The organism is Citrobacter sp. CK180, from assembly GCF_030333655.1.
Lineage (GTDB): Bacteria > Pseudomonadota > Gammaproteobacteria > Enterobacterales > Enterobacteriaceae > Citrobacter_B > Citrobacter_B koseri.
This window is the reverse complement of sequence record NZ_JAOWFM010000052.1, coordinates 127,460-149,270: the sequence shown is the minus strand read 5'-3', so window position 1 is coordinate 149,270 and position 21,811 is coordinate 127,460. Positions and strand designations below refer to the sequence as shown.

The 21,811-nt window shown below is 54.6% G+C and carries 19 protein-coding genes and 1 riboswitch; of the genes, 13 read left to right on the top strand and 6 right to left on the bottom strand.

Annotated elements, in window-relative coordinates:
• Nucleotides 1-30 precede the first annotated feature (30 nt).
• Nucleotides 31-152: riboswitch (TPP riboswitch) on the bottom strand.
• Between the two features lie 33 nt (nucleotides 153-185).
• Nucleotides 186-1,841 (bottom strand): HTH-type transcriptional regulator SgrR, encoded by a 1,656-nt coding sequence (gene sgrR, locus OGV50_RS14400; protein WP_199976501.1) that lies wholly within the window; start codon nucleotides 1,839-1,841, stop codon nucleotides 186-188.
• A 93-nt stretch (nucleotides 1,842-1,934) separates the two neighbouring features.
• Between sgrR and sgrT the strand changes: the two genes are divergently transcribed.
• Nucleotides 1,935-2,057, top strand: coding sequence for a glucose uptake inhibitor SgrT (gene sgrT / locus OGV50_RS14395; protein ID WP_024130713.1), 123 nt, complete (start codon nucleotides 1,935-1,937; stop codon nucleotides 2,055-2,057).
• Nucleotides 2,058-2,179: 122 nt separating this feature from the next.
• Nucleotides 2,180-3,358, top strand: a complete 1,179-nt coding sequence (locus OGV50_RS14390) for a sugar efflux transporter (RefSeq protein ID WP_012134096.1) — start codon at nucleotides 2,180-2,182, stop codon at nucleotides 3,356-3,358.
• A gap of 89 nt (nucleotides 3,359-3,447) precedes the next feature.
• Here the strand turns inward: OGV50_RS14390 and leuD are convergent, their stop codons facing one another.
• The 5 genes from leuD to leuL all read right to left on the bottom strand — a co-directional run bounded on the left by leuD (nucleotide 3,448) and on the right by leuL (nucleotide 8,306).
• Nucleotides 3,448-4,053: a 3-isopropylmalate dehydratase small subunit gene (gene leuD / locus OGV50_RS14385; RefSeq protein ID WP_286488599.1), complete on the bottom strand. Its 606-nt coding sequence runs from the start codon at nucleotides 4,051-4,053 to the stop codon at nucleotides 3,448-3,450.
• Nucleotides 4,054-4,063: 10 nt separating this feature from the next.
• Nucleotides 4,064-5,464 carry a 3-isopropylmalate dehydratase large subunit gene (gene leuC / locus OGV50_RS14380; RefSeq protein ID WP_012134093.1) on the bottom strand — a complete coding sequence of 467 codons (1,401 nt, stop codon included), beginning with the start codon at nucleotides 5,462-5,464 and terminating at the stop codon, nucleotides 4,064-4,066.
• A gap of 2 nt (nucleotides 5,465-5,466) precedes the next feature.
• Nucleotides 5,467-6,558 (bottom strand): 3-isopropylmalate dehydrogenase, encoded by a 1,092-nt coding sequence (gene leuB, locus OGV50_RS14375; protein ID WP_012134092.1) that lies wholly within the window; start codon nucleotides 6,556-6,558, stop codon nucleotides 5,467-5,469.
• The gene (gene leuA / locus OGV50_RS14370; RefSeq protein WP_012134091.1) at nucleotides 6,558-8,129 is read right to left on the bottom strand and encodes a 2-isopropylmalate synthase; all 1,572 of its coding nucleotides are present in this window, start codon (nucleotides 8,127-8,129) and stop codon (nucleotides 6,558-6,560) included. The genes leuB and leuA overlap by 1 nt, the downstream gene beginning before the upstream one ends.
• Nucleotides 8,130-8,219: 90 nt before the next feature.
• A complete protein-coding gene (gene leuL, locus OGV50_RS14365) occupies nucleotides 8,220-8,306 on the bottom strand; it encodes a leu operon leader peptide (protein WP_047458945.1) in 87 nt (28 codons plus the stop codon).
• A gap of 659 nt (nucleotides 8,307-8,965) precedes the next feature.
• Between leuL and leuO the strand changes: the two genes are divergently transcribed.
• From leuO to mraY, 11 genes are all read left to right on the top strand, one after another.
• Entirely contained in the window at nucleotides 8,966-9,910 is a 945-nt protein-coding gene (leuO, locus tag OGV50_RS14360; RefSeq protein WP_012134089.1) for a transcriptional regulator LeuO, read from the top strand.
• Nucleotides 9,911-10,228: 318 nt separating this feature from the next.
• Nucleotides 10,229-11,953: an acetolactate synthase 3 large subunit gene (gene ilvI / locus OGV50_RS14355; RefSeq protein WP_012134088.1), complete on the top strand. Its 1,725-nt coding sequence runs from the start codon at nucleotides 10,229-10,231 to the stop codon at nucleotides 11,951-11,953.
• Nucleotides 11,954-11,955: 2 nt separating this feature from the next.
• A complete protein-coding gene (gene ilvN, locus OGV50_RS14350) occupies nucleotides 11,956-12,447 on the top strand; it encodes an acetolactate synthase small subunit (RefSeq protein ID WP_003829566.1) in 492 nt (163 codons plus the stop codon).
• 264 nt (nucleotides 12,448-12,711) lie between these two features.
• Nucleotides 12,712-13,716, top strand: coding sequence for a catabolite repressor/activator (gene cra / locus OGV50_RS14345; RefSeq protein WP_024130712.1), 1,005 nt, complete (start codon nucleotides 12,712-12,714; stop codon nucleotides 13,714-13,716).
• A 642-nt stretch (nucleotides 13,717-14,358) separates the two neighbouring features.
• Complete coding sequence (mraZ, locus tag OGV50_RS14340) at nucleotides 14,359-14,817, top strand: division/cell wall cluster transcriptional repressor MraZ (RefSeq protein ID WP_012134081.1); 459 nt, start codon at nucleotides 14,359-14,361, stop codon at nucleotides 14,815-14,817.
• A 2-nt stretch (nucleotides 14,818-14,819) separates the two neighbouring features.
• Nucleotides 14,820-15,761, top strand: coding sequence for a 16S rRNA (cytosine(1402)-N(4))-methyltransferase RsmH (gene rsmH / locus OGV50_RS14335; RefSeq protein WP_147294144.1), 942 nt, complete (start codon nucleotides 14,820-14,822; stop codon nucleotides 15,759-15,761).
• A complete protein-coding gene (gene ftsL / locus OGV50_RS14330; RefSeq protein ID WP_012134079.1) occupies nucleotides 15,758-16,123 on the top strand; it encodes a cell division protein FtsL in 366 nt (121 codons plus the stop codon). The genes rsmH and ftsL overlap by 4 nt, the downstream gene beginning before the upstream one ends.
• 15 nt (nucleotides 16,124-16,138) lie before the next feature.
• The gene (gene ftsI, locus OGV50_RS14325) at nucleotides 16,139-17,905 is read left to right on the top strand and encodes a peptidoglycan glycosyltransferase FtsI (protein WP_012134078.1); all 1,767 of its coding nucleotides are present in this window, start codon (nucleotides 16,139-16,141) and stop codon (nucleotides 17,903-17,905) included.
• Nucleotides 17,892-19,379 (top strand): UDP-N-acetylmuramoyl-L-alanyl-D-glutamate--2,6-diaminopimelate ligase, encoded by a 1,488-nt coding sequence (murE, locus tag OGV50_RS14320; protein WP_047458939.1) that lies wholly within the window; start codon nucleotides 17,892-17,894, stop codon nucleotides 19,377-19,379. Before ftsI ends, murE begins: the two co-directional genes overlap by 14 nt.
• On the top strand, nucleotides 19,376-20,734 hold the full coding sequence (murF, locus tag OGV50_RS14315) for a UDP-N-acetylmuramoyl-tripeptide--D-alanyl-D-alanine ligase (RefSeq protein WP_198447394.1): 1,359 nt from the start codon (nucleotides 19,376-19,378) through the stop codon (nucleotides 20,732-20,734). Before murE ends, murF begins: the two co-directional genes overlap by 4 nt.
• Complete coding sequence (gene mraY, locus OGV50_RS14310) at nucleotides 20,728-21,810, top strand: phospho-N-acetylmuramoyl-pentapeptide-transferase (protein WP_012134075.1); 1,083 nt, start codon at nucleotides 20,728-20,730, stop codon at nucleotides 21,808-21,810. The genes murF and mraY overlap by 7 nt, the downstream gene beginning before the upstream one ends.
• The last annotated feature ends 1 nt before the right edge of the window (nucleotide 21,811 follow it).

The window sequence follows — 21,811 nt, the reverse complement described above, 5'->3', positions numbered from 1 at the left end:
TTGCACCTCATAAAGTGGGTGGCAAAGGACTTGAGAAGCAGTCTCAAATCCCTTCGCCGGCGTTATCCGGATCAGGTTCGACGGGTATTTTCTCAGCCCATACACTTCACGAATGGTTTTGCGTATGTTTATCAGCACCCCGTTGAGGACGGCGTTAGTGTAGTGATTTTGTTGCTAAGCGGCAATCATGGGTCGGGTGGCGCAAACCATGCCGATTTAAAGTCAAACCAGCCAAGGGTGTTCATACGTAGCCCGCGCATACTGCGCTGCCCCTGGATAATCAGCCAGTGGTGGATCAGCGGGACGATCGCTTTACTGGCGAGCAATTGCTGGCACCACACTGCCAGGTTCATCTCGCCGTTTCGCCACTGCGCGGCGTCGCCCTCCCAGTCCAGCGGGATGCAATGCTGCAACAGCGGGACTTCGCACAGGTGCGCAAACAGGGAAAAATCGAGCGGTAGCGTAAAGTTGGCGCTGTTGAGCCAGATGTCGCTTGTGACCTCCCCCGCATGCCATTGATCGTAGTCGATCTCATGGATATCCAGATGTACCTGATGTTCAGCCAGCAGCTGGCTCATGATCTGCGCGATCACCCGATGTTCAATGTGGTCGTGGTAGTAGGTCAGCGTGATCGTCTCCAGCCCGGCGGGTTTTTCGCCGTGTCCCGGGCGGGCATGGTGCCAGCGGGGCAGTAATCCGTAAGCCGGGAACCAGTGGCGCTGGTATTGCTCGTCGGCATAGAAGAGTAAATTGCTGGGGGAGAGCACGCGGCTTATCCACTCTCTGACTTCCTGATTCGCGCCGCGATTCGTCCGGGCGTCGAACAGCATATAGTAGCAGCCCTCTTCCAGTCGGCTTTCGATGGCTTTTTCATCTTCGGTCGGCCCTTTTAACGTCAGACCGCCGTTCGGCTCGTCGCCAATGTCCGGCAATACCCAGACGTTCACTTCATCAATCAGCGCCCGATAGCCGAAGAAATCATCAAAGGCGTGGATTTTTAACTGGTTGCGCGTATTACGCATTACCGCGTAAGGGCCGGTGCCGATCGGATGGCTGGAGAAGTTATTCAGCGTTTCCCACTCCCGCGGCAGGATCATCGCCGGAACCTGACCCAGCAGCCACGGCAGCCAGCGATCCGGCTGCGACAGGTGAATATCCAGCGTCCAGGCGGTGGGGGAGACTATCTCGGTAATGTGCGAGTAGAGCGGCAGGGCGTTGATGCGCGTCAGTGAGGTTATGACATCCTCCATCTCCAGCTCGCGTCCGTGATGGAAGTGAATCCCCGGACGAAGAAAAAAACGCCACTGCAAAGGGGAAATCTGTTGCCAGTGGTGGGCAATATCGGCTTCCAGTTCCCCATTTTCCTCATTTACGCGCGTCAGTGCGCTGAAAATTTGCCGGGCGATATGGGTTTCTGAACGACGCAATGCGGTGCCAGGCAGCAGGTTGTGCATTGGACGATAGTAGAGCACGCGCAGAATATGCCGCCCCTGGCGAAAGCTGCGCCCCAGGTGGGACACCAGCATTTGCCGCACGGCGGTTTTGTCGCCGACCAGCTGTACCAGCTGGTCGATGCGATCTTGCTCCAGCAGGTCTTCCGCCCGCTGCTGCTGTAGCGCCAGCCCGGTATAGAGGAAGGTCAGACGGGAGCGTTTCCCGCGTCCGACCTCCGCCTCCCACGTCAACCAGCCACGTTCCTGCATGGTATTCAGCAGCGTACGCATATGGCGGCGGGAGCAGCTCAGCAGGTCCGCCAGCTCGTTGAGCGTGGTGTCTTGCGTTTTGCCGTCGCAGCATTGCCACAGACGGATGAACTGTTGTTGCAGACGACCTGAAGACATAAAAGGGGAACTCCTGCGCAAAACTCAGCAATTTTACTATCCCCATATTAGGTCAATAATGGATTCCGATGAAGCAATATGGAGAGGTCTTCGATGCGCCAGTTTTATTTGAAGTACTTTACCGCGACAGAAGGGTTGTCCTGGTTGGCTTGTCCGAGCGCGCCGCAGCGCTTAAAGATGCTTGAAGAACTGATGCAGTGGGAGGTGACTGCCTGACCTCGGATTTCCGAATTGCAGACATCATGTGTGACTGAGTATTGGTGTTTATCGCCGCGCCAGCAGATAATTCCTGCTGGCTTTTTTCGTTTCGGCTGCGTTTAGCCATAAAAAGGGAAAGTATGCTCTGGTTAATGACGATGGGACGGCGCCTCAACGGTGTTTATGCCGCTTTTATGCTGGTTGCCTTTATGATGGGCGTGGCGGGAGCGTTGCAGGCACCGACGCTGAGCCTGTTTTTGAGTCGTGAAGTTGGTGCGCAGCCGTTCTGGGTCGGCCTTTTTTACACGGTCAACGCGATTGCCGGGATTCTGGTCAGCCTTGCATTAGCAAAACGCTCGGACAGTAAAGGCGATCGCCGTAAGCTGATTATGTTCTGCTGCCTGATGGCGATTGGTAATGCGCTACTGTTCGCCTTCAATCGCCATTATCTCACCCTGATCACCTGCGGCGTGTTATTCGCGTCGCTGGCCAATACCGCCATGCCGCAGCTATTTGCGTTGGCGCGGGAATATGCCGATAACTCCGCGCGTGAAGTGGTGATGTTCAGCTCGGTAATGCGTGCGCAGCTTTCACTGGCATGGGTGATTGGCCCGCCGCTGGCTTTTATGCTGGCGCTGAACTATGGCTTCACGGCGATGTTTTCCATTGCCGCCGGCATATTCGCCATCAGCCTGGCGTTGATTGCTTTTATTCTGCCCTCGGTGGCGCGCGTTGAGCAGCCTGCCGATGTTCCGGTCACGGAAGCGGGCGGCTGGCAGGATAAAAACGTCCGTATGCTGTTTATCGCCTCCACGCTGATGTGGACCTGCAACACTATGTACATCATTGATATGCCGCTATGGATAAGCCTTGAGCTGGGTTTACCGGATAAACTGGCCGGAATATTGATGGGAACCGCAGCAGGTCTGGAGATCCCGGCGATGATTCTGGCTGGCTACTCGGTGAAGCGCTTCGGTAAGCGGCGGATGATGGTTATCGCCGTGGCTGCGGGGGTACTGTTTTATCTCGGCCTGATTTTCTTTCACAGCCAGACGGCGTTGCTTATCCTGCAACTGTTTAACGCGGTGTTTATCGGCATTGTGGCGGGGATTGGCATGCTGTGGTTTCAGGATTTAATGCCTGGCCGCGCCGGTTCAGCCACCACGCTGTTTACCAACAGTATCTCCACGGGAGTGATTCTGGCCGGGGTGATTCAGGGCGCGGTCGCGCAAAGCTACGGGCATTTCGCTGTTTACTGGGTGATAGCGGCGATTTCGCTGGTGGCGCTGGTGATGACCGGGCGGGTGAAGGATGTGTAAAAAATGCCGGATGACGGCTTCGCCTTATCCGGCCTACACAGAGTGGCGGGCCGGATAAACGAAGTGCTATCCGGCAGGTATGCTGAGAATCAGCGCATAAACGACGGTTGTTTCTCTTCGTATGCCGCAATTGCGCTTTCGTGTTGCAGCGTCAGGCCGATGCTGTCCAGACCGTTCAACATGCAGTGGCGGCGGAAGTCGTCGATTTTAAAGCTGTAGGTCTTATCGCCCGCTTTTACTACCTGCGCTTCCAGATCCACTTCAAATTTAATCCCCGGATTGGCTTTTACCAGGGCGAACAGTTCATCGACCTCTTCATCGCTCAGTTTCACCGGCAGCAGCTGGTTGTTAAAGCTGTTGCCATAGAAGATATCCGCGAAGTTCGGCGCGATGACCACTTTAAAGCCGTAATCGGTCAGCGCCCACGGCGCGTGCTCGCGCGATGAACCGCAGCCGAAGTTTTCCCGCGCCAGCAGAATCGACGCGCCTTTATATTCCGGGAAGTTCAGCACGAACTCCGGGTTCGGCTGCTGACCCTTTTCATCCAGAAAACGCCAGTCATTGAACAGATGCGCGCCAAAACCGGTGCGGGTGACTTTCTGTAAAAACTGTTTCGGTATAATCGCGTCGGTATCGACGTTAGCAGCATCCAGCGGGACGACCAGGCCGGTGTGTTGGGTAAATTTCTCTGCCATGGTGTGCTCCTTATTTGATGCTGCGAATATCGGCGAAATGACCGGTGACGGCGGCAGCGGCAGCCATCGCCGGGCTAACCAGATGCGTACGTCCGCCGCGCCCCTGACGACCTTCAAAGTTACGGTTGCTGGTGGAGGCGCAGCGCTCGCCCGGATTCAGACGGTCGTTGTTCATCGCCAGGCACATGGAACAGCCTGGTAAGCGCCATTCAAAACCGGCTTCGATAAAGATCTTATCCAGACCTTCCGCCTCTGCCTGCGCTTTTACCGGGCCGGAGCCGGGAACCACCAGAGCCTGAACGCCCGGTGCAACTTTACGCCCTTTGGCGATTTCCGCCGCCGCGCGTAAATCTTCAATACGTGAGTTGGTGCAGGAACCGATAAACACTTTGTCGATCGCCACGTCGGTTAACGGAATGCCCGGTTTCAGCCCCATATAGGCCAGCGCTTTTTCGGCGCTTGCGCGCTCGACAGGATCGGCAAACGAGGCCGGATCGGGGATATTGTCGTTGACGGAGATAACCTGACCCGGGTTGGTTCCCCAGGTAACCTGCGGCGCAATGTCTTCCGCTTGCAGGGTCACGACGGTATCGAACGTTGCGCCGTCGTCGGTTTTCAGGGTTTTCCAGTATGCGACGGCATCGTCAAAATCGCTGCCTTTCGGGGCGTGCAGACGCCCTTTTACGTAGTTGAAGGTGGTGTCATCCGGCGCGACCAGACCGGCTTTGGCGCCCATCTCGATCGCCATGTTGCACAGGGTCATACGACCTTCCATGCTCAGATTGCGAATTGCTTCGCCGCAGAACTCGACCACATGGCCCGTACCGCCCGCGCTGCCGGTTTTACCGATAATCGCCAACACGATATCTTTCGCCGTAATGCCCGGCGCAGCCGTGCCTTTCACCTCAATCTTCATGGTTTTTGCGCGGCCCTGTTTCAGGGTCTGCGTCGCCAGAACGTGTTCAACTTCGGAGGTGCCGATGCCAAACGCCAGCGCGCCGAATGCGCCGTGCGTGGCGGTATGGGAATCGCCGCAAACAATGGTCATCCCCGGTAAGGTCACGCCCTGTTCCGGCCCCATTACGTGGACGATCCCCTGATACGGGTGGTTCAGGTCATACAGCTCCACGCCGAACGCTTTGCAGTTTTTGATCAACTCCTGCATCTGAATCCGCGCCATCTCGCCAGAGGCGTTGATGTCTTTGGTTTGCGTAGAGACGTTATGATCCATCGTCGCGAAGGTTTTACCGGGCTGGCGAACCGGGCGGCCGTGGGCGCGCAGGCCGTCAAACGCCTGCGGAGAGGTCACTTCATGCACCAGATGCCTGTCGATGTACAGCAGCGGGGTTTCGTTCTGCGCCTCATAAACCACATGCGCATCGAACAATTTTTCATACAACGTTTTAGCCATGATTACACCCCTTCGGCGACATAACGGGCAATGATGTCGCCCATCTCATCAGTACTGACAGCGGCAGCGCCACGGGCTAAATCACCGGTGCGAATACCTTCTTCTAATGCGCGGTTAATGGCGCTTTCAATGGCGGTTGCCGCATCGTCAGCATCCAGGCTGTAACGCAGCAGCAACGCCAGCGACAGGATCTGCGCGATCGGGTTGGCGATGTTTTTCCCGGCGATATCCGGCGCAGAACCGCCCGCCGGTTCATACAGGCCGAAACCCTGTTCGTTCAGGCTGGCGGAAGGCAACATCCCCATTGAGCCGGTGATCATCGCGCATTCGTCAGACAGAATGTCGCCAAACAGGTTGGAGCACAGCAGCACGTCAAACTGAGAGGGATCTTTAATCAACTGCATCGTGGCATTGTCGATGTACATGTGCGCCAGTTCGACATCCGGGTACGCTTTGGCGACCTCATTGACGATCTCGCGCCACAGAATAGACGTTTGCAGGACGTTGGCTTTGTCAATCGACGTAACTTTACGGCGACGTTTACGCGCCGATTCGAAGGCGATGCGCGCAATACGTTCGATTTCAAAACGGTGATACACCTCGGTATCGAAGGCTTTTTCATGTTGCCCGCTGCCTTCGCGGCCTTTCGGCTGACCAAAATAGATCCCGCCGGTTAATTCACGCACGCACAGGATGTCGAAACCGTTGGCCGCGATGTCGGCGCGCAGCGGGCAGAAGGCTTCCAGCCCCTGGTACAGCTTTGCCGGACGCAGGTTGCTGAACAATTTGAAGTGTTTACGCAGCGGCAGCAGTGCGCCGCGTTCCGGTTGGCTGTCCGGCGGCAGATTTTCCCATTTCGGGCCGCCGACGGAGCCAAACAGAATGGCATCCGCCTGTTCACAGCCTTCAACGGTCGCTTTCGGCAGCGGTTGACCGTGGTTGTCGATAGCGGCGCCGCCGACATCGTAATGGCTGGTGGTAATGCGCATGGCAAAACGACTGCGAACGGCTTCCAGGACTTTCAGGGCTTGCGCCATCACTTCCGGGCCAATACCGTCACCCGGCAAAACAGCAATATGGTAATTCTTCGACATCACACGGTTTCCTTATTGTTCTCTTTATTCTGAGCTTTGCGTTGCAATTCTTTTTCGACTTCGGCGGCACGCCAGATGTTGTTCAGGACATGCACCATCGCTTTCGCGGAGGATTCGACGATATCGGTCGCCAGACCGACCCCGTGGAAGCGACGGCCGTTATAGTTGGCGACGATATCCACCTGGCCCAGCGCATCTTTGCCGTGGCCTTTCGCCGACAGGCTGTATTTCACCAGTTCAATGTTGTAATCGGTGATGCGGTTGATGGCCTGGTAAATGGCATCGACCGGGCCGTTGCCGTTCGCGGCTTCCGCTTTGATGTCGTCGCCGCAGGCCAGTTTGACGGAGGCCGTGGCGATATCGTTAGAGCCGGACTGCACGCTGAAATAGTCCAGACGGAAATGCTCTGGCTCTTCCTGTTGTTTATTGATGAAGGCCAGCGCCTCCAGGTCGTAATCGAATACCTGACCTTTTTTATCCGCCAGCTTCAGGAAAGCGTCGTACAGGTTGTCCAGATTGTATTCACTCTCTTTATAGCCCATCTCGTCCATACGGTGTTTTACGGCCGCACGCCCGGAGCGAGAGGTCAGGTTCAACTGGATCTGGTTCAGGCCGATAGACTCTGGCGTCATGATTTCGTAGTTTTCACGGTTTTTCAGCACGCCGTCCTGGTGAATGCCGGAGGAGTGGGCGAACGCGCCGCTGCCGACAATCGCTTTGTTCGCCGGGATCGGCATGTTGCAGATCTGACTGACCAACTGGCTGGTGCGCCAGATCTCCTGGTGATTGATACGGGTATGCACATTCAGAATGTCCTGGCGTACCTTGATCGCCATGATGACTTCTTCCAGCGAGCAGTTACCGGCACGTTCGCCGATACCGTTCATGGCGCCTTCAACCTGACGCGCGCCCGCGTGGACAGCCGCCAGCGCGTTGCCGACGCCCAGACCTAAATCATCATGGGTATGTACGGAGATGATGGCCTTGTCGATATTCGGTACGCGCTCATACAGCCCGGAAATAATACCGCCGAACTCGAAGGGCATGGTGTAGCCCACGGTATCGGGAATGTTGATTGTTTTCGCGCCCGCATTGATCGCCGCTTCCACGACGCGAGCGAGATCGTCAATCGGGGTACGGCCTGCGTCTTCACATGAGAACTCCACGTCATCAGTGTAATTACGCGCACGCTTAACCATATAGATAGCACGCTCAATCACTTCATCCAGCGTGCTGCGCAGCTTGGTGGCGATATGCATCGGCGAGGTGGCGATAAAGGTATGGATGCGGAAAGCGTCCGCGACCTTCAGTGATTCTGCCGCGACGTCGATGTCTTTTTCCACGCAGCGGGCTAACGCACAAACGCGGCTGTTTTTGACCTGGCGGGCGATAGTCTGTACCGACTCAAAATCGCCAGGTGAAGAGACGGGAAAACCCACTTCCATCACATCGACGCCCATACGTTCAAGGGCCAGGGCAATTTGCAGCTTTTCTTTCACACTCAGGCTAGCCTGTAACGCCTGTTCACCGTCGCGTAAAGTGGTATCGAAAATAATGACTTGCTGGCTCATGGTTTAGGTCCTTGTCTCTTTAGGGCGCCTTGCTTCGAGCATAAAAAAACCCGCGCAACGGCGCGGGTTTTTAATCTTACTGATGCTGACTTAATGCTGAATGTCGCTCACCAGTCTACCGCGCAACGAAGATGCGTTTAGTAGTAGTAGACCGTTAAAGCGAGCGATACGAATCATTAAATCAACTCCAGATGAATGCGATATGCTTTTAGTGGTACTGGATACGCTGCGCGATGTCAACCCTGTTGCAGATAAACCCTCCCATGCAGAGGGGATCTTGCGTTCTGTACTTTAGCTAATTGTGCTGAAGTTTCAGGCGAATGCAAAATAAATCGGCAGAGGGTGCGTACATACTTTTCACTGTTTGACATATTTGAGCATGTTTATTTGCAACTACAGCAAGCTGAAAGGGGGGTAAAGGTATTGCAAAGGTCGTACTTATCTTTTTGATTTTATTTATTTTTATATCTTTCGTGAATAAATTAATGAATCCGTTGCACACGTTATTGATAAATTATTGTTAAGAGTAAAAGCACAACTAATATAAACAATTAATTAAAACTTAATTTATTATTCACCAAAAGCATGATTGTGTATTCGCCACGCTTATGTTTATATTGCTTTTGTAATTTAAACATTATGAATCATCGTGCTGTGGCCTCTGCCGTATTGTACTGGCATGGGCTTTCGCCTTTTCCTGAACGATGCCTTTATGTTTTCCTAATTTTTATGTTTTCTCTTTTTCTTATTTTATATGCATGATAAATCATATTTCCTGAGATTATTTCTGCATTTCGTCAAGAAAAAGGGAGTTTAGTGTGACAGTGGAGTTAACTATGCCAGAGATAGAAATAGATAAACCGCATCCGATAGAAATGGTTAAGCCTCAGCTTCGTATGGTTGATCTGAATTTACTGACCGTCTTTGACGCCGTGATGCAAGAGCAGAATATCACGCGGGCGGCCCACTCCCTGGGGATGTCGCAGCCTGCCGTCAGTAATGCGGTGGCGCGTCTGAAAGTCATGTTTAATGACGAGCTGTTTGTCCGGTACGGACGCGGTATCCAGCCAACGGCGCGCGCTTATCAGCTATTTGGTTCTGTTCGCCAGGCGTTACAGTTGGTGCAAAATGAGTTGCCCGGTTCAGGTTTTGAACCCGCCAGCAGCGAGCGTGTATTCCATCTTTGCGTGTGCAGCCCGCTGGATAATATTCTGACGTCGCTTATTTATAATCGCGTTGAAAAGATTGCGCCGAATATTCATGTCGTTTTTAAATCATCGTTAAATCAAAATACGGAACATCAGCTGCGTTATCAGGAAACGGAATTTGTTATTGGGTATGAAGAGTTTCGCCGTCCTGAGTTTACCAGCGTATCGTTATTTAAAGATGAAATGGTGCTGGTCGCCAGCAGAAAACATCCGCGTATCAGCGGTCCGTTGCTGGAGAGCGATGTTTATAATGAACAACATGCGGTCGTTTCACTCGATCGCTATGCCTCATTTAGCCAGCCGTGGTATGACACGCCAGACAGACAAAGCTGCATTGCTTATCAGGGAATGGCGTTGATCAGCGTGCTTAATGTTGTCTCTCAAACGCAACTGGTGGCAGTTGCGCCGCGTTGGTTAGCCGATGAATTTGCTGAGTCATTAGCGTTACAGATATTACCGTTGCCTTTAAAACTGAATAGCCGAACCTGTTATCTTTCCTGGCATGATGCCGCGGGTCGGGATAAGGGTCATCAATGGATGGAAGAGTTATTGGTTTCTGTCTGTCAAAAGTGAATACGGGCGGAATAAATCAGAGTGAAATATCTGGTTTATTCTGCTTTTTCGTCTGTGTGTGAAATTTTATACTGAATTGTGCATCCAGGCGCTTTACGCATATCGCAAAAAATGGCGATATTGCTGTAAGTCCCCATTTTTAAGCGATTATTTATCATCACATCTGCTTATCCTGGTGTAATTCGCCGTTTCTTCTGCGCTTTCATCTCATTTATTCTTATTTATCTTCGAACGACGACATCAGCCTGAATTGCCTGCGTCATGGTGAGCAGTTAATGTGTTAGCAAAAGGTAAATCATCATAATAGTGGAGCAAGCCATGGAGATGTTGTCTGGAGCCGAGATGGTCGTCCGATCGCTCATCGATCAGGGCGTGAAGCAGGTATTCGGTTATCCCGGGGGCGCGGTCCTCGATATTTATGATGCGCTGCACACGGTCGGTGGTATCGATCATGTGCTTGTCCGTCATGAACAAGCGGCTGTGCATATGGCGGATGGTCTGGCGCGGGCAACAGGTGAAGTCGGGGTCGTTCTGGTCACTTCCGGGCCAGGCGCTACGAATGCGATTACCGGTATTGCCACGGCCTATATGGACTCCATTCCTCTGGTCATCCTTTCCGGGCAAGTGGCGACGTCGTTGATTGGCTATGACGCCTTTCAGGAATGCGACATGGTGGGGATATCACGTCCGGTGGTGAAACACAGCTTCCTCGTTAAACAGACGGAAGACATCCCGCAGGTGCTGAAAAAAGCGTTCTGGCTGGCGGCAAGCGGGCGTCCTGGACCCGTGGTCGTGGACCTCCCGAAAGATATTTTGAATCCGGCGAAAAAGTTGCCTTACGTCTGGCCGGAGTCGGTCAGTATGCGCTCTTATAACCCGACCACGACAGGGCATAAAGGGCAGATTAAGCGCGCGCTGCAAACGCTGGCGGCGGCAAAAAAACCGGTGGTCTACGTCGGCGGCGGTGCAGTGAATGCGGGTTGTCATGAACAACTGCGGCAAACCATTGAAGCGCTCAACCTGCCGGTCGTCTCGTCGCTGATGGGGCTGGGCGCATTCCCGGCCACGCATCGTCAGTCGTTAGGGATGCTGGGGATGCACGGCACCTATGAAGCCAATATGACCATGCATCATTCCGATGTGATTTTTGCCGTCGGGGTGCGTTTTGACGATCGCACGACCAATAATCTGGCGAAATACTGCCCGAATGCGACCGTGCTGCATATCGATATCGATCCGACCTCTATCTCTAAAACCGTGACGGCGGATATTCCCATTGTGGGCGATGCGCGCCTGGTTCTGGAGCAAATGCTGGAATTACTGCCGCAGGAAGTCGCGCAGCAGCCGCTGGATGATATTCGCGACTGGTGGCAACACATTGAACGCTGGCGCGCCCGTCAGTGCCTGAAATATGACACCCAAAGCGAGAGCATTAAACCGCAGGCGGTGATCGAGGCTATCTGGCGTCTGACGAAAGGCGATGCGTATGTCACTTCTGATGTCGGCCAGCACCAGATGTTCGCCGCGCTCTACTACCCCTTTGATAAGCCGCGTCGCTGGATTAACTCCGGCGGTCTCGGCACGATGGGCTTTGGCCTGCCAGCGGCTCTGGGCGTGAAGATGGCGCTGCCGGATGAAACGGTAGTGTGCGTCACGGGAGATGGCAGCATTCAGATGAACATCCAGGAGCTGTCGACGGCGCTGCAATATGAACTGCCGGTGCTGGTGCTCAACCTTAACAACCGCTATCTCGGCATGGTCAAACAATGGCAGGACATGATCTACTCCGGGCGCCACTCCCAGTCTTACATGCAGTCGCTGCCCGATTTTGTACGCCTTGCCGAGGCTTATGGGCATATCGGTATCCAGATTAATCATCCAGATGAACTGGAGAGCAAGCTGGGCGAAGCGCTGGAACATGTGCGTAACCATCGTCTGGTGTTTGTCGATGTCACTGTCGATGGCAGTGAGCATGTCTACCCGATGCAGATTCGTGGGGGCGGGATGGATGAAATGTGGTTAAGCAAAACGGAGAGGACCTGATTATGCGCCGGATATTATCAGTATTGCTGGAAAACGAGTCGGGTGCATTGTCGCGTGTGATTGGCCTCTTCGCCCAGCGTGGATACAACATTGAAAGCCTTACCGTCGCGCCGACCGACGATCCGACGCTATCGCGTATGACCATCCAGACGGTTGGCGATGAGAAAGTTCTGGAGCAAATTGAAAAGCAACTGCACAAGCTGGTGGATGTTCTGCGCGTAAGCGAACTTGGGCAGGGCGCGCACGTTGAGCGAGAAATCATGCTGGTGAAGATTCAGGCCAGCGGATACGGAAGGGAAGAGGTGAAGCGCAACACGGAGATTTTCCGTGGGCAGATTATTGATGTCACGCCTTCTATTTATACCGTCCAGCTGGCAGGCACCAGCGATAAGCTGGACGCGTTTCTGGCGACGCTGCGTGAAGTGGCGAAAATTGTTGAAGTTGCCCGTTCCGGCGTCGTCGGGCTTTCGCGCGGCGACAAGATCATGCGTTAATCATTGTTTTGTCTTTCAATTGTAGGCCTGATAAGCGAAGCGCCATCAGGCATTATACCCAGCCGGATGGCGCTAATGCTTATCCGGCCTACAGGTGACGTCTCAACCTCCGCCGACGCTACCCGTTGGCTTTTTTTTGCGAAATCAGTGGTAACCCGGAATAAAAGCGGTTGCCGCAGTCACTATTCTGCGCTTAGATGTTAAGAAATTTAACCCATGCCGTCACAATGGTTATGGTTTGTACATTTTACGCAAGGGGCAATTGTGAAACTGGATGAAATCGCTCGGCTGGCCGGTGTATCGCGAACGACTGCAAGCTACGTTATTAACGGAAAAGCAAAGCAATACCGCGTGAGCGACAAGACCGTCGAGAAAGTCATGGCGGTGGTGCGTGAGCATAATTACCACCCGAATGCTGTGGCCGCCGGGCTGCGTGCTGGACGCACACGTTCTATCGGACTGGTCATTCCCGATCTGGAGAACACGAGTTATACCCGTATCGCAAACTACCTGGAGCGCCAGGCGCGCCAGCGCGGTTATCAACTGCTGATTGCCTGCTCAGAAGATCAGCCGGATAACGAAATGCGGTGCATCGAACATCTTCTACAACGCCAGGTGGATGCGATCATTGTATCGACCTCGTTACCGCCGGAGCATCCGTTCTACCAGCGCTGGGCCAATGGTTCATTCCCCATCGTGGCGCTGGATCGCGCGCTGGATCGCGAACATTTCACCAGCGTTGTCGGGGCGGATCAGGATGATGCGGAAATGCTGGCGGCAGAGTTACGTAAATTCCCGGCGGAAACGGTGCTTTACCTGGGCGCGTTGCCGGAGCTGTCCGTCAGTTTCCTGCGCGAGCAGGGGTTCCGTACCGCATGGAAAGACGATCCGCGCGAAGTACACTATCTGTATGCCAACAGCTACGAGCGGGAAGCGGCGGCGCAGCTGTTCGAAAAATGGCTGGAAACTCACCCGATGCCACAGGCGCTGTTTACCACATCGTTTGCGCTCTTGCAGGGCGTGATGGATGTAACGTTACGTCGTGACGGGAAGCTGCCTTCCAACCTGGCGATCGCCACCTTTGGCGATAATGAACTGCTCGACTTCTTGCAGTGTCCGGTTCTGGCGGTCGCACAGCGTCATCGTGATGTTGCTGAACGCGTCCTGGAGATCGTCCTGGCCAGCCTGGATGAGCCGCGTAAACCGAAGCCAGGTTTAACGCGAATCAAACGTAATTTGTACCGCCGCGGTATTCTTAGCCGCAGTTAGTCCATTTCTGTATGCCGGATAAGGCGGTTATGCCGCCATCCGGCAAATCGCCCGGCGCGTTGTCGCTGACCGGGCAAATATTCACCTGCCAACAATACTCACACCATAATTAAGATTATTCCTTAGAATTATCCGACTTATCTTTCAAATATGCTGATTTTAAACCTGTCGATACCGACTTCAGGTTTATTGAGACGTCGTATTGAACCCGTTTTGTATTATTTTGTTACATGCGGGCGACGAATTGCCGAATTAACAAACACTTTTTTTCGATGTGGCCTCTACGTCGCGGCTGGCTTGTCGGTGCGGGGCGTAGAGAGCGATAAACAGGTACTGTTATCTCGCTGCATATTGTCCTAAAATGCCGCTCGCGTCGCAAACTGACACTTTATATTTTTATCAGATGATATTGAGTCGTTTTAAACGGTGATGAGTTTTTGGATCTTTTTTCTTACAAATATTCATGACGTTAATTTGCTTCGCTCGTTGGACGGAATTTAATCAACGCTGATATTAGCCGTATACATTGGGTTTTTTACTCCGGTAAGCGTCCTGACTTGCTTGACAAGCTTTTCCTCCGCTCCGTAAACTCCTTTAAGTGGGAATTTGTGGGGCAAAGTGGTAATAAGGGGTGAGGCTGGCATGTTCCGGGGAGCAACGTTAGTCAATCTCGACAGTAAGGGGCGCTTATCTGTGCCCACCCGTTACCGGGATCAACTGATCGAGAACGCTACCGGTCAAATGGTTTGTACCATTGACATCCATCACCCGTGCCTGCTGCTTTACCCCCTGCCTGAATGGGAAATTATCGAGCAAAAATTATCGCGTCTGTCGAGCATGAACCCGGTTGAGCGCCGCGTGCAGCGTTTACTGTTGGGGCATGCCAGCGAATGTCAGATGGATAGCGCGGGTCGCTTATTGATCGCGCCGATTCTGCGGCAACATGCCGGGCTGACGAAAGAAGTGATGCTGGTTGGACAGTTCAATAAGTTTGAACTGTGGGATGAAACGACCTGGTATCAACAGGTCAAGGAAGATATCGACGCTGAGCAGTCAGTAACCGAAACCTTGTCGGAACGACTGCAGGACTTGTCTCTATAATGATGATGGAAAATTTTAAACACACTACGGTGCTGTTGGACGAGGCCGTAAACGGTCTGAACATTCGCCCTGACGGCATCTACATTGATGGGACATTTGGTCGCGGCGGCCACTCACGTCTGATCCTCTCCCGGCTTGGCGAAGAGGGACGTTTGCTGGCGATCGATCGCGATCCGCAGGCTATTGCCGAAGCCCAGGCCATCAATGATCCTCGCTTCTCCATCATTCATGGACCTTTCTCTGCGCTTGCTGATTATGTAAGTGAGCGCGAACTTATCGGCAAGATCGACGGGATTCTCCTTGATCTTGGCGTCTCTTCACCGCAACTCGATGATGCCGAACGTGGTTTTTCTTTTATGCGCGATGGCCCGCTGGATATGCGTATGGACCCAACGCGCGGTCAGTCTGCCGCAGAATGGCTGCAAACCGCAGAAGAAGTCGATATTGCCTGGGTGCTGAAAACCTTTGGCGAAGAGCGTTTTGCGAAACGTATTGCCCGCGCCATTGTGGAGCGCAACCGCGAACAGCCCATGACCCGCACCAAAGAACTGGCGGAAGTGGTCGCAGCGGCGACGCCGGTGAAGGACAAATTCAAACATCCCGCGACCCGTACCTTCCAGGCGGTGCGCATTTGGGTGAACAGTGAACTGGAGGAGATAGAGCAGGCGCTAAAAAGCTCGCTCAGCGTGCTGGCCCCGGGTGGGCGGCTTTCCATTATCAGTTTCCACTCGCTGGAAGACCGTATTGTGAAGCGCTTTATGCGTGAGCAAAGCCGCGGTCCACAGGTTCCAGCAGGGTTGCCGATGACGGAAGAGCAGCTCAAAAAACTGGGCGGTCGTGAGCTAAGAGCATTAGGCAAGTTGATGCCGGGCGAAGAAGAAGTGGCGGAAAATCCACGCGCCCGTAGTTCAGTTCTGCGTATTGCAGAGAGGACGAACGCATGATCAGCAGAGTGACAGAAGCCCTGAGCAAAGTGAAGGGATCGACGGGAATCACCAATCGCCATGCTTTGCCTGGCGTGATCGGTGACGATCTTTTGCGATTTGGGAAGCTGCCACTCTGCCTGTTCATTTGCATCATTTTAACGGCGGTCACCGTCGTGACAACGGCGCACCATACGCGCCTGTTAACCGCACAGCGCGAGCAACTGGTGCTGGAGCGTGATGCGCTGGATATCGAATGGCGCAACCTGATTCTTGAAGAAAACGCGCTCGGCGATCATAGCCGGGTAGAACGGATCGCAACGGAAAAGTTGCAGATGCAGCATGTCGATCCCTCACAAGAAAATATCGTAGTGCAAAAATAAGGATAAACGCGACGCATGAAAGCAGCGGCAAAGACGCTCAAACCAAAACGCCAGGAAGAACAAGCCAACTTTGTCAGTTGGCGTTTTGCGTTGCTGTGCGGCTGTATTCTGCTGGCGCTGGGTTTCCTGCTGGGGCGCGTGGCCTGGCTGCAAATTATTGCGCCTGACATGTTAGTGCGTCAGGGCGACATGCGCTCTTTGCGTGTACAGGAAGTCTCCACCTCTCGCGGCATGATCACCGACCGCTCTGGTCGCCCACTGGCGGTGAGCGTGCCGGTAAAAGCCATCTGGGCGGACCCGAAAGAGCTGCATGATGCAGGCGGGATCACGCTGGACAACCGCTGGAAAGCGCTGGCAGACGCGCTGAAAATGCCGCTCGACCAACTGGCGGCTCGTGTTAATGCGAACCCGAAAGGCCGCTTTATTTATCTGGCGCGTCAGGTTAACCCGGATCTCGGCGACTACATCAAAAAACTGAAGCTGCCAGGCATTCATCTGCGCGAAGAGTCCCGCCGTTACTATCCTTCCGGGGAAGTGACCGCTCACCTTATCGGTTTTACCAACGTTGACAGCCAGGGGATCGAAGGGGTTGAGAAGAGTTTTGATAAATGGCTGACCGGCCAGCCTGGTGAACGTATTGTACGTAAAGACCGCTATGGCCGGGTTATTGAAGATATCTCTTCTACCGACAGCCAGGCCGCGCACAATCTGGCGCTGAGCATTGATGAGCGTCTGCAAGCGTTGGTCTATCGCGAACTGAACAACGCCGTGGCCTTCAACAAAGCGGAGTCAGGCAGCGCCGTGCTGGTGGATGTCAATACTGGCGAAGTGCTGGCAATGGCGAACAGCCCGTCCTACAACCCGAATAACCTGACCGGTACGCCGAAAGACGCTATGCGTAACCGCACCATCACGGACGTGTTTGAACCCGGTTCAACCGTCAAACCGATGGTGGTGATGACCGCGTTACAGCGCGGGGTCGTGCGTGAAAACACCGTGCTGAACACGGTGCCATATCGAATTAATGGTCACGAAATCAAAGACGTGGCGCGTTACAGCGAATTGACCCTGACCGGGGTTTTACAGAAGTCGAGTAACGTCGGCGTTTCTAAGCTGGCGTTAGCGATGCCGTCCTCAGCGTTAGTAGATACTTACTCACGTTTTGGGCTAGGAAAGGCGACCAATTTGGGGTTGGTCGGAGAACGCAGTGGCTTATATCCTCAAAAACAACGGTGGTCTGACATAGAGAGGGCCACCTTCTCTTTCGGCTATGGGCTAATGGTAACCCCGTTACAGTTAGCGCGAGTCTACGCAACGATTGGCAGCTACGGCGTCTATCGTCCGCTGTCGATTACCAAAGTTGATCCTCCTGTACCGGGCGAGCGCGTCTTCCCGGAAGCGACCGTTCGTACCGTCGTCCACATGATGGAAAGCGTGGCGCTGCCGGGCGGCGGCGGCGTGAAGGCGGCGATCAAAGGTTATCGCATCGCCATTAAAACCGGTACGGCGAAAAAAGTGGGGCCGGATGGCCGCTACATCAACAAATACATTGCTTATACCGCAGGCGTTGCGCCTGCGAGTCAGCCGCGCTTCGCGCTGGTGGTTGTTATCAACGATCCGCAGGCGGGTAAATACTACGGCGGCGCCGTTTCCGCGCCGGTATTCGGTGCCATTATGGGCGGCGTACTGCGCACCATGAACATCGAACCGGATGCGCTGGCAACGGGCGAAAAAAGTGAATTTGTAATTAACCAAGGCGAGGGAACAGGTGGCAGATCGTAATTTGCGCGACCTTCTCGCTCCGTGGGTGCCTGGCGCACCGGAGCGAGCACTGCGGGAGATGACACTCGACAGCCGTGTGGCTGCATCGGGCGATCTCTTTGTGGCAGTGGTGGGTCATCAGGCGGACGGGCGTCGATATATCCCGCAGGCGATAGCGCAAGGTGTGGCTGCCATTATTGCAGAGGCCAAAGATGAGGCGACCGACGGGGAAATCCGTGAAATGCACGGTGTGCCGGTTATCTATCTGAGCCAGCTCAACGAGCGTTTATCTGCACTGGCGGGCCGCTTCTACCACGAGCCATCTGAACATATGCGTCTGGTCGGCGTGACCGGAACGAACGGAAAAACCACCACCACGCAACTGCTGGCGCAGTGGAGCCAACTGCTTGGCGAAACCAGCGCGGTAATGGGAACGGTGGGTAATGGTCTGTTGGGCAAAGTGATCCCGACGGAGAACACAACCGGTTCCGCCGTTGACGTACAGCATGTGCTGGCCGGTCTGGTTGAGCAGGGCGCAACATTCGGTGCAATGGAAGTCTCTTCCCACGGTCTGGTGCAGCACCGGGTCGCCGCGCTGAAATTTGCCGCCTCTGTTTTCACGAATTTAAGCCGCGATCACCTTGATTATCACGGTGACATGGAACATTACGAAGCGGCGAAATGGATGCTCTATTCAACGCACCATTACGGCGAGGCTATCGTCAATGCCGATGATGAAGTCGGACGCCGATGGCTGGTGAGGTTGCCGGATGCCGTTGCGGTCTCGATGGAGGATCATATCAACCCGAACTGCCACGGACGTTGGCTGAAAGCGGTTGAGGTGAAGTACCACGATAGCGGCGCGACGATCCGTTTCGACTCCAGTTGGGGCGAAGGCGAGGTTGAAAGCCGTCTGATGGGTGCGTTTAACGTCAGCAACCTGCTGCTGGCGCTGGCAACGTTGCTGGCGCTTGGCTACCCCCTGGCGGATCTGCTGAAAACCGCCCCCCGACTGCAACCGGTTTGCGGGCGGATGGAGGTGTTCAGCGCACCGGGCAAAACTACGGTGGTGGTCGATTACGCCCACACGCCGGATGCGCTGGAAAAAGCGTTGCAGGCTGCGCGGTTGCACTGTACTGGTCAACTGTGGTGCGTCTTTGGCTGCGGTGGCGATCGCGATAAAGGTAAACGTCCGCTGATGGGGGCGATTGCCGAAGAGTTCGCGGACGTGGTGGTCGTGACGGACGATAACCCACGCACCGAAGAGCCGCGCGCGATCATCAACGACATTCTGACGGGTATGCTGGATGCCGGGCACGCGAAAGTGATGGAAGGCCGCGCAGAGGCGGTGACCTGCGCCATTATGCAGGCGAAAGAAAACGACGTGGTTCTGGTCGCGGGTAAAGGGCATGAGGATTACCAGATTGTCGGTACTCAACGCCTTGATTACTCCGACCGCGTGACGGCTGCGCGTCTGCTGGGGGTGATCGCATGATTAGCGTAACGCTCAGCCAACTGGCCGGTATTCTGCACGGCGAATTACAGGGCGCCGACCTGACGATTGACGCGGTCACGACTGATACGCGTAAGGTGACGCCGGGCTGCCTGTTTGTGGCGCTGAAAGGCGAGCGTTTCGACGCCCACGATTTTGCGGATAACGCGAAAGCGGGCGGCGCCGGTGCGCTGCTGGTGAGTCGCCCGCTGGATTGCGATCTGCCGCAGCTGATTGTCAAAGATACGCGGCTGGCCTTCGGCGAACTGGCCGCATGGGTTCGGGCGCAGGTTCCCGCCCGCGTAGTGGCGTTAACCGGCTCCTCCGGCAAAACATCCGTTAAAGAGATGACCGCCGCCATTCTGAGTCAGTGTGGCAACACCTTATACACCGCGGGCAACCTGAATAACGATATCGGCGTACCGATGACGTTGCTGCGGTTAAACAACGATTATGACTATGCCGTCATTGAGTTAGGCGCCAATCACCAGGGCGAAATTGCCTGGACCGTCGGCCTGACGCGTCCTGAAGCGGCACTGGTTAATAATCTGGCGGCAGCGCACCTGGAAGGATTCGGTTCGCTGGCGGGCGTGGCGAAAGCGAAAGGCGAAATCTATACCGGCTTGCCGGTGAATGGGATCGCCATTATGAACGCCGATAACAACGACTGGCTGAACTGGCAGGGCATTATTGGCGATCGCAAAGTGTGGCGTTTTTCACCGAATGCCGCCAACAGCGATTTTACCGCGACCAATATCCATGTGACCTCGCACGGTACGGAATTCACGCTGCAAACGCCGACGGGCGACATTGACGTCCTGCTGCCGCTGCCTGGTCGTCACAATATTGCGAACGCGCTGGCGGCGACTGCGCTGTCGATGGCGGTAGGGGCGACCCTTGACGCCATTAAAACCGGTCTGGCGAACCTGAAAGCCGTGCCGGGGCGCCTGTTCCCCATCCAGTTGAATGACAACCAGCTGTTACTTGATGACTCCTATAACGCCAACGTCGGTTCGATGACCGCCGCTGTGCAGGTGCTGTCTGAAATGCCGGGCTACCGGGTGCTGGTGGTCGGCGATATGGCGGAGCTGGGCGCGGAAAGCGAAGCATGCCATGTTCAGGTCGGTGAAGCGGCAAAAGCGGCGGGTATCGACAGCGTGCTGAGTACAGGAAAACTGAGTCAGGCGATCGGCAATGCCAGCGGCGTTGGCGAACATTTTGCGGATAAATCGGCTCTGGTCGCGCGTCTTAACACGCTGATTGCGGAGCATCAGATTATTACCATTTTAGTGAAGGGTTCACGTAGTGCCGCCATGGAAGAGGTAGTACGCGCATTACAGGAGAATGGAACATGTTAGTTTGGCTGGCCGAACATTTGGTCAAATATTATTCCGGCTTTAACGTCTTTTCCTATCTGACGTTTCGCGCCATCGTCAGCCTGCTGACCGCGCTGTTCATCTCCTTGTGGATGGGCCCGCGTATGATTGCCCGCTTACAAAAATTGTCTTTTGGCCAGGTCGTGCGTAATGACGGCCCGGAATCGCACTTTAGCAAGCGCGGTACGCCAACAATGGGCGGCATTATGATTCTGACGGCGATTGTGGTCTCCGTCCTGCTGTGGGCTTACCCGTCTAACCCGTACGTCTGGTGCGTGCTGGTGGTGCTGGTGGGCTACGGCATTATTGGTTTTGTCGATGATTACCGCAAAGTGGTGCGTAAAGACACCAAAGGGCTGATCGCTCGCTGGAAATATTTCTGGATGTCGGTGATTGCGCTGGGCGTGGCGTTCGCGCTGTATCTGGCGGGGAAAGACACGCCGGCCACCGAACTGGTGGTGCCGTTCTTTAAAGACGTGATGCCGCAACTGGGTCTGTTCTACGTGCTGCTGGCGTACTTCGTGATCGTCGGAACGGGCAACGCGGTTAACCTGACCGATGGCCTGGACGGCCTGGCGATTATGCCGACCGTATTCGTCGCCGCCGGTTTTGCGCTGGTGGCGTGGGCAACCGGCAACATGAACTTCGCCAACTACCTGCATATTCCGTACTTACGCCATGCCGGTGAACTGGTGATTGTCTGTACGGCGATTGTCGGCGCGGGCTTAGGCTTCCTGTGGTTTAACACCTATCCGGCGCAGGTCTTTATGGGAGACGTCGGGTCGCTGGCGCTGGGCGGCGCGCTGGGCATCATCGCGGTGCTGCTGCGTCAGGAGTTTTTGCTGGTGATTATGGGCGGCGTGTTTGTGGTGGAAACCCTGTCAGTCATTTTGCAGGTCGGTTCCTTTAAATTGCGCGGGCAGCGCATCTTCCGCATGGCGCCGATTCATCATCACTATGAACTGAAAGGCTGGCCGGAGCCGCGCGTTATCGTGCGCTTCTGGATTATTTCGCTGATGCTGGTCCTGATTGGCCTGGCAACGCTGAAGGTACGTTAAT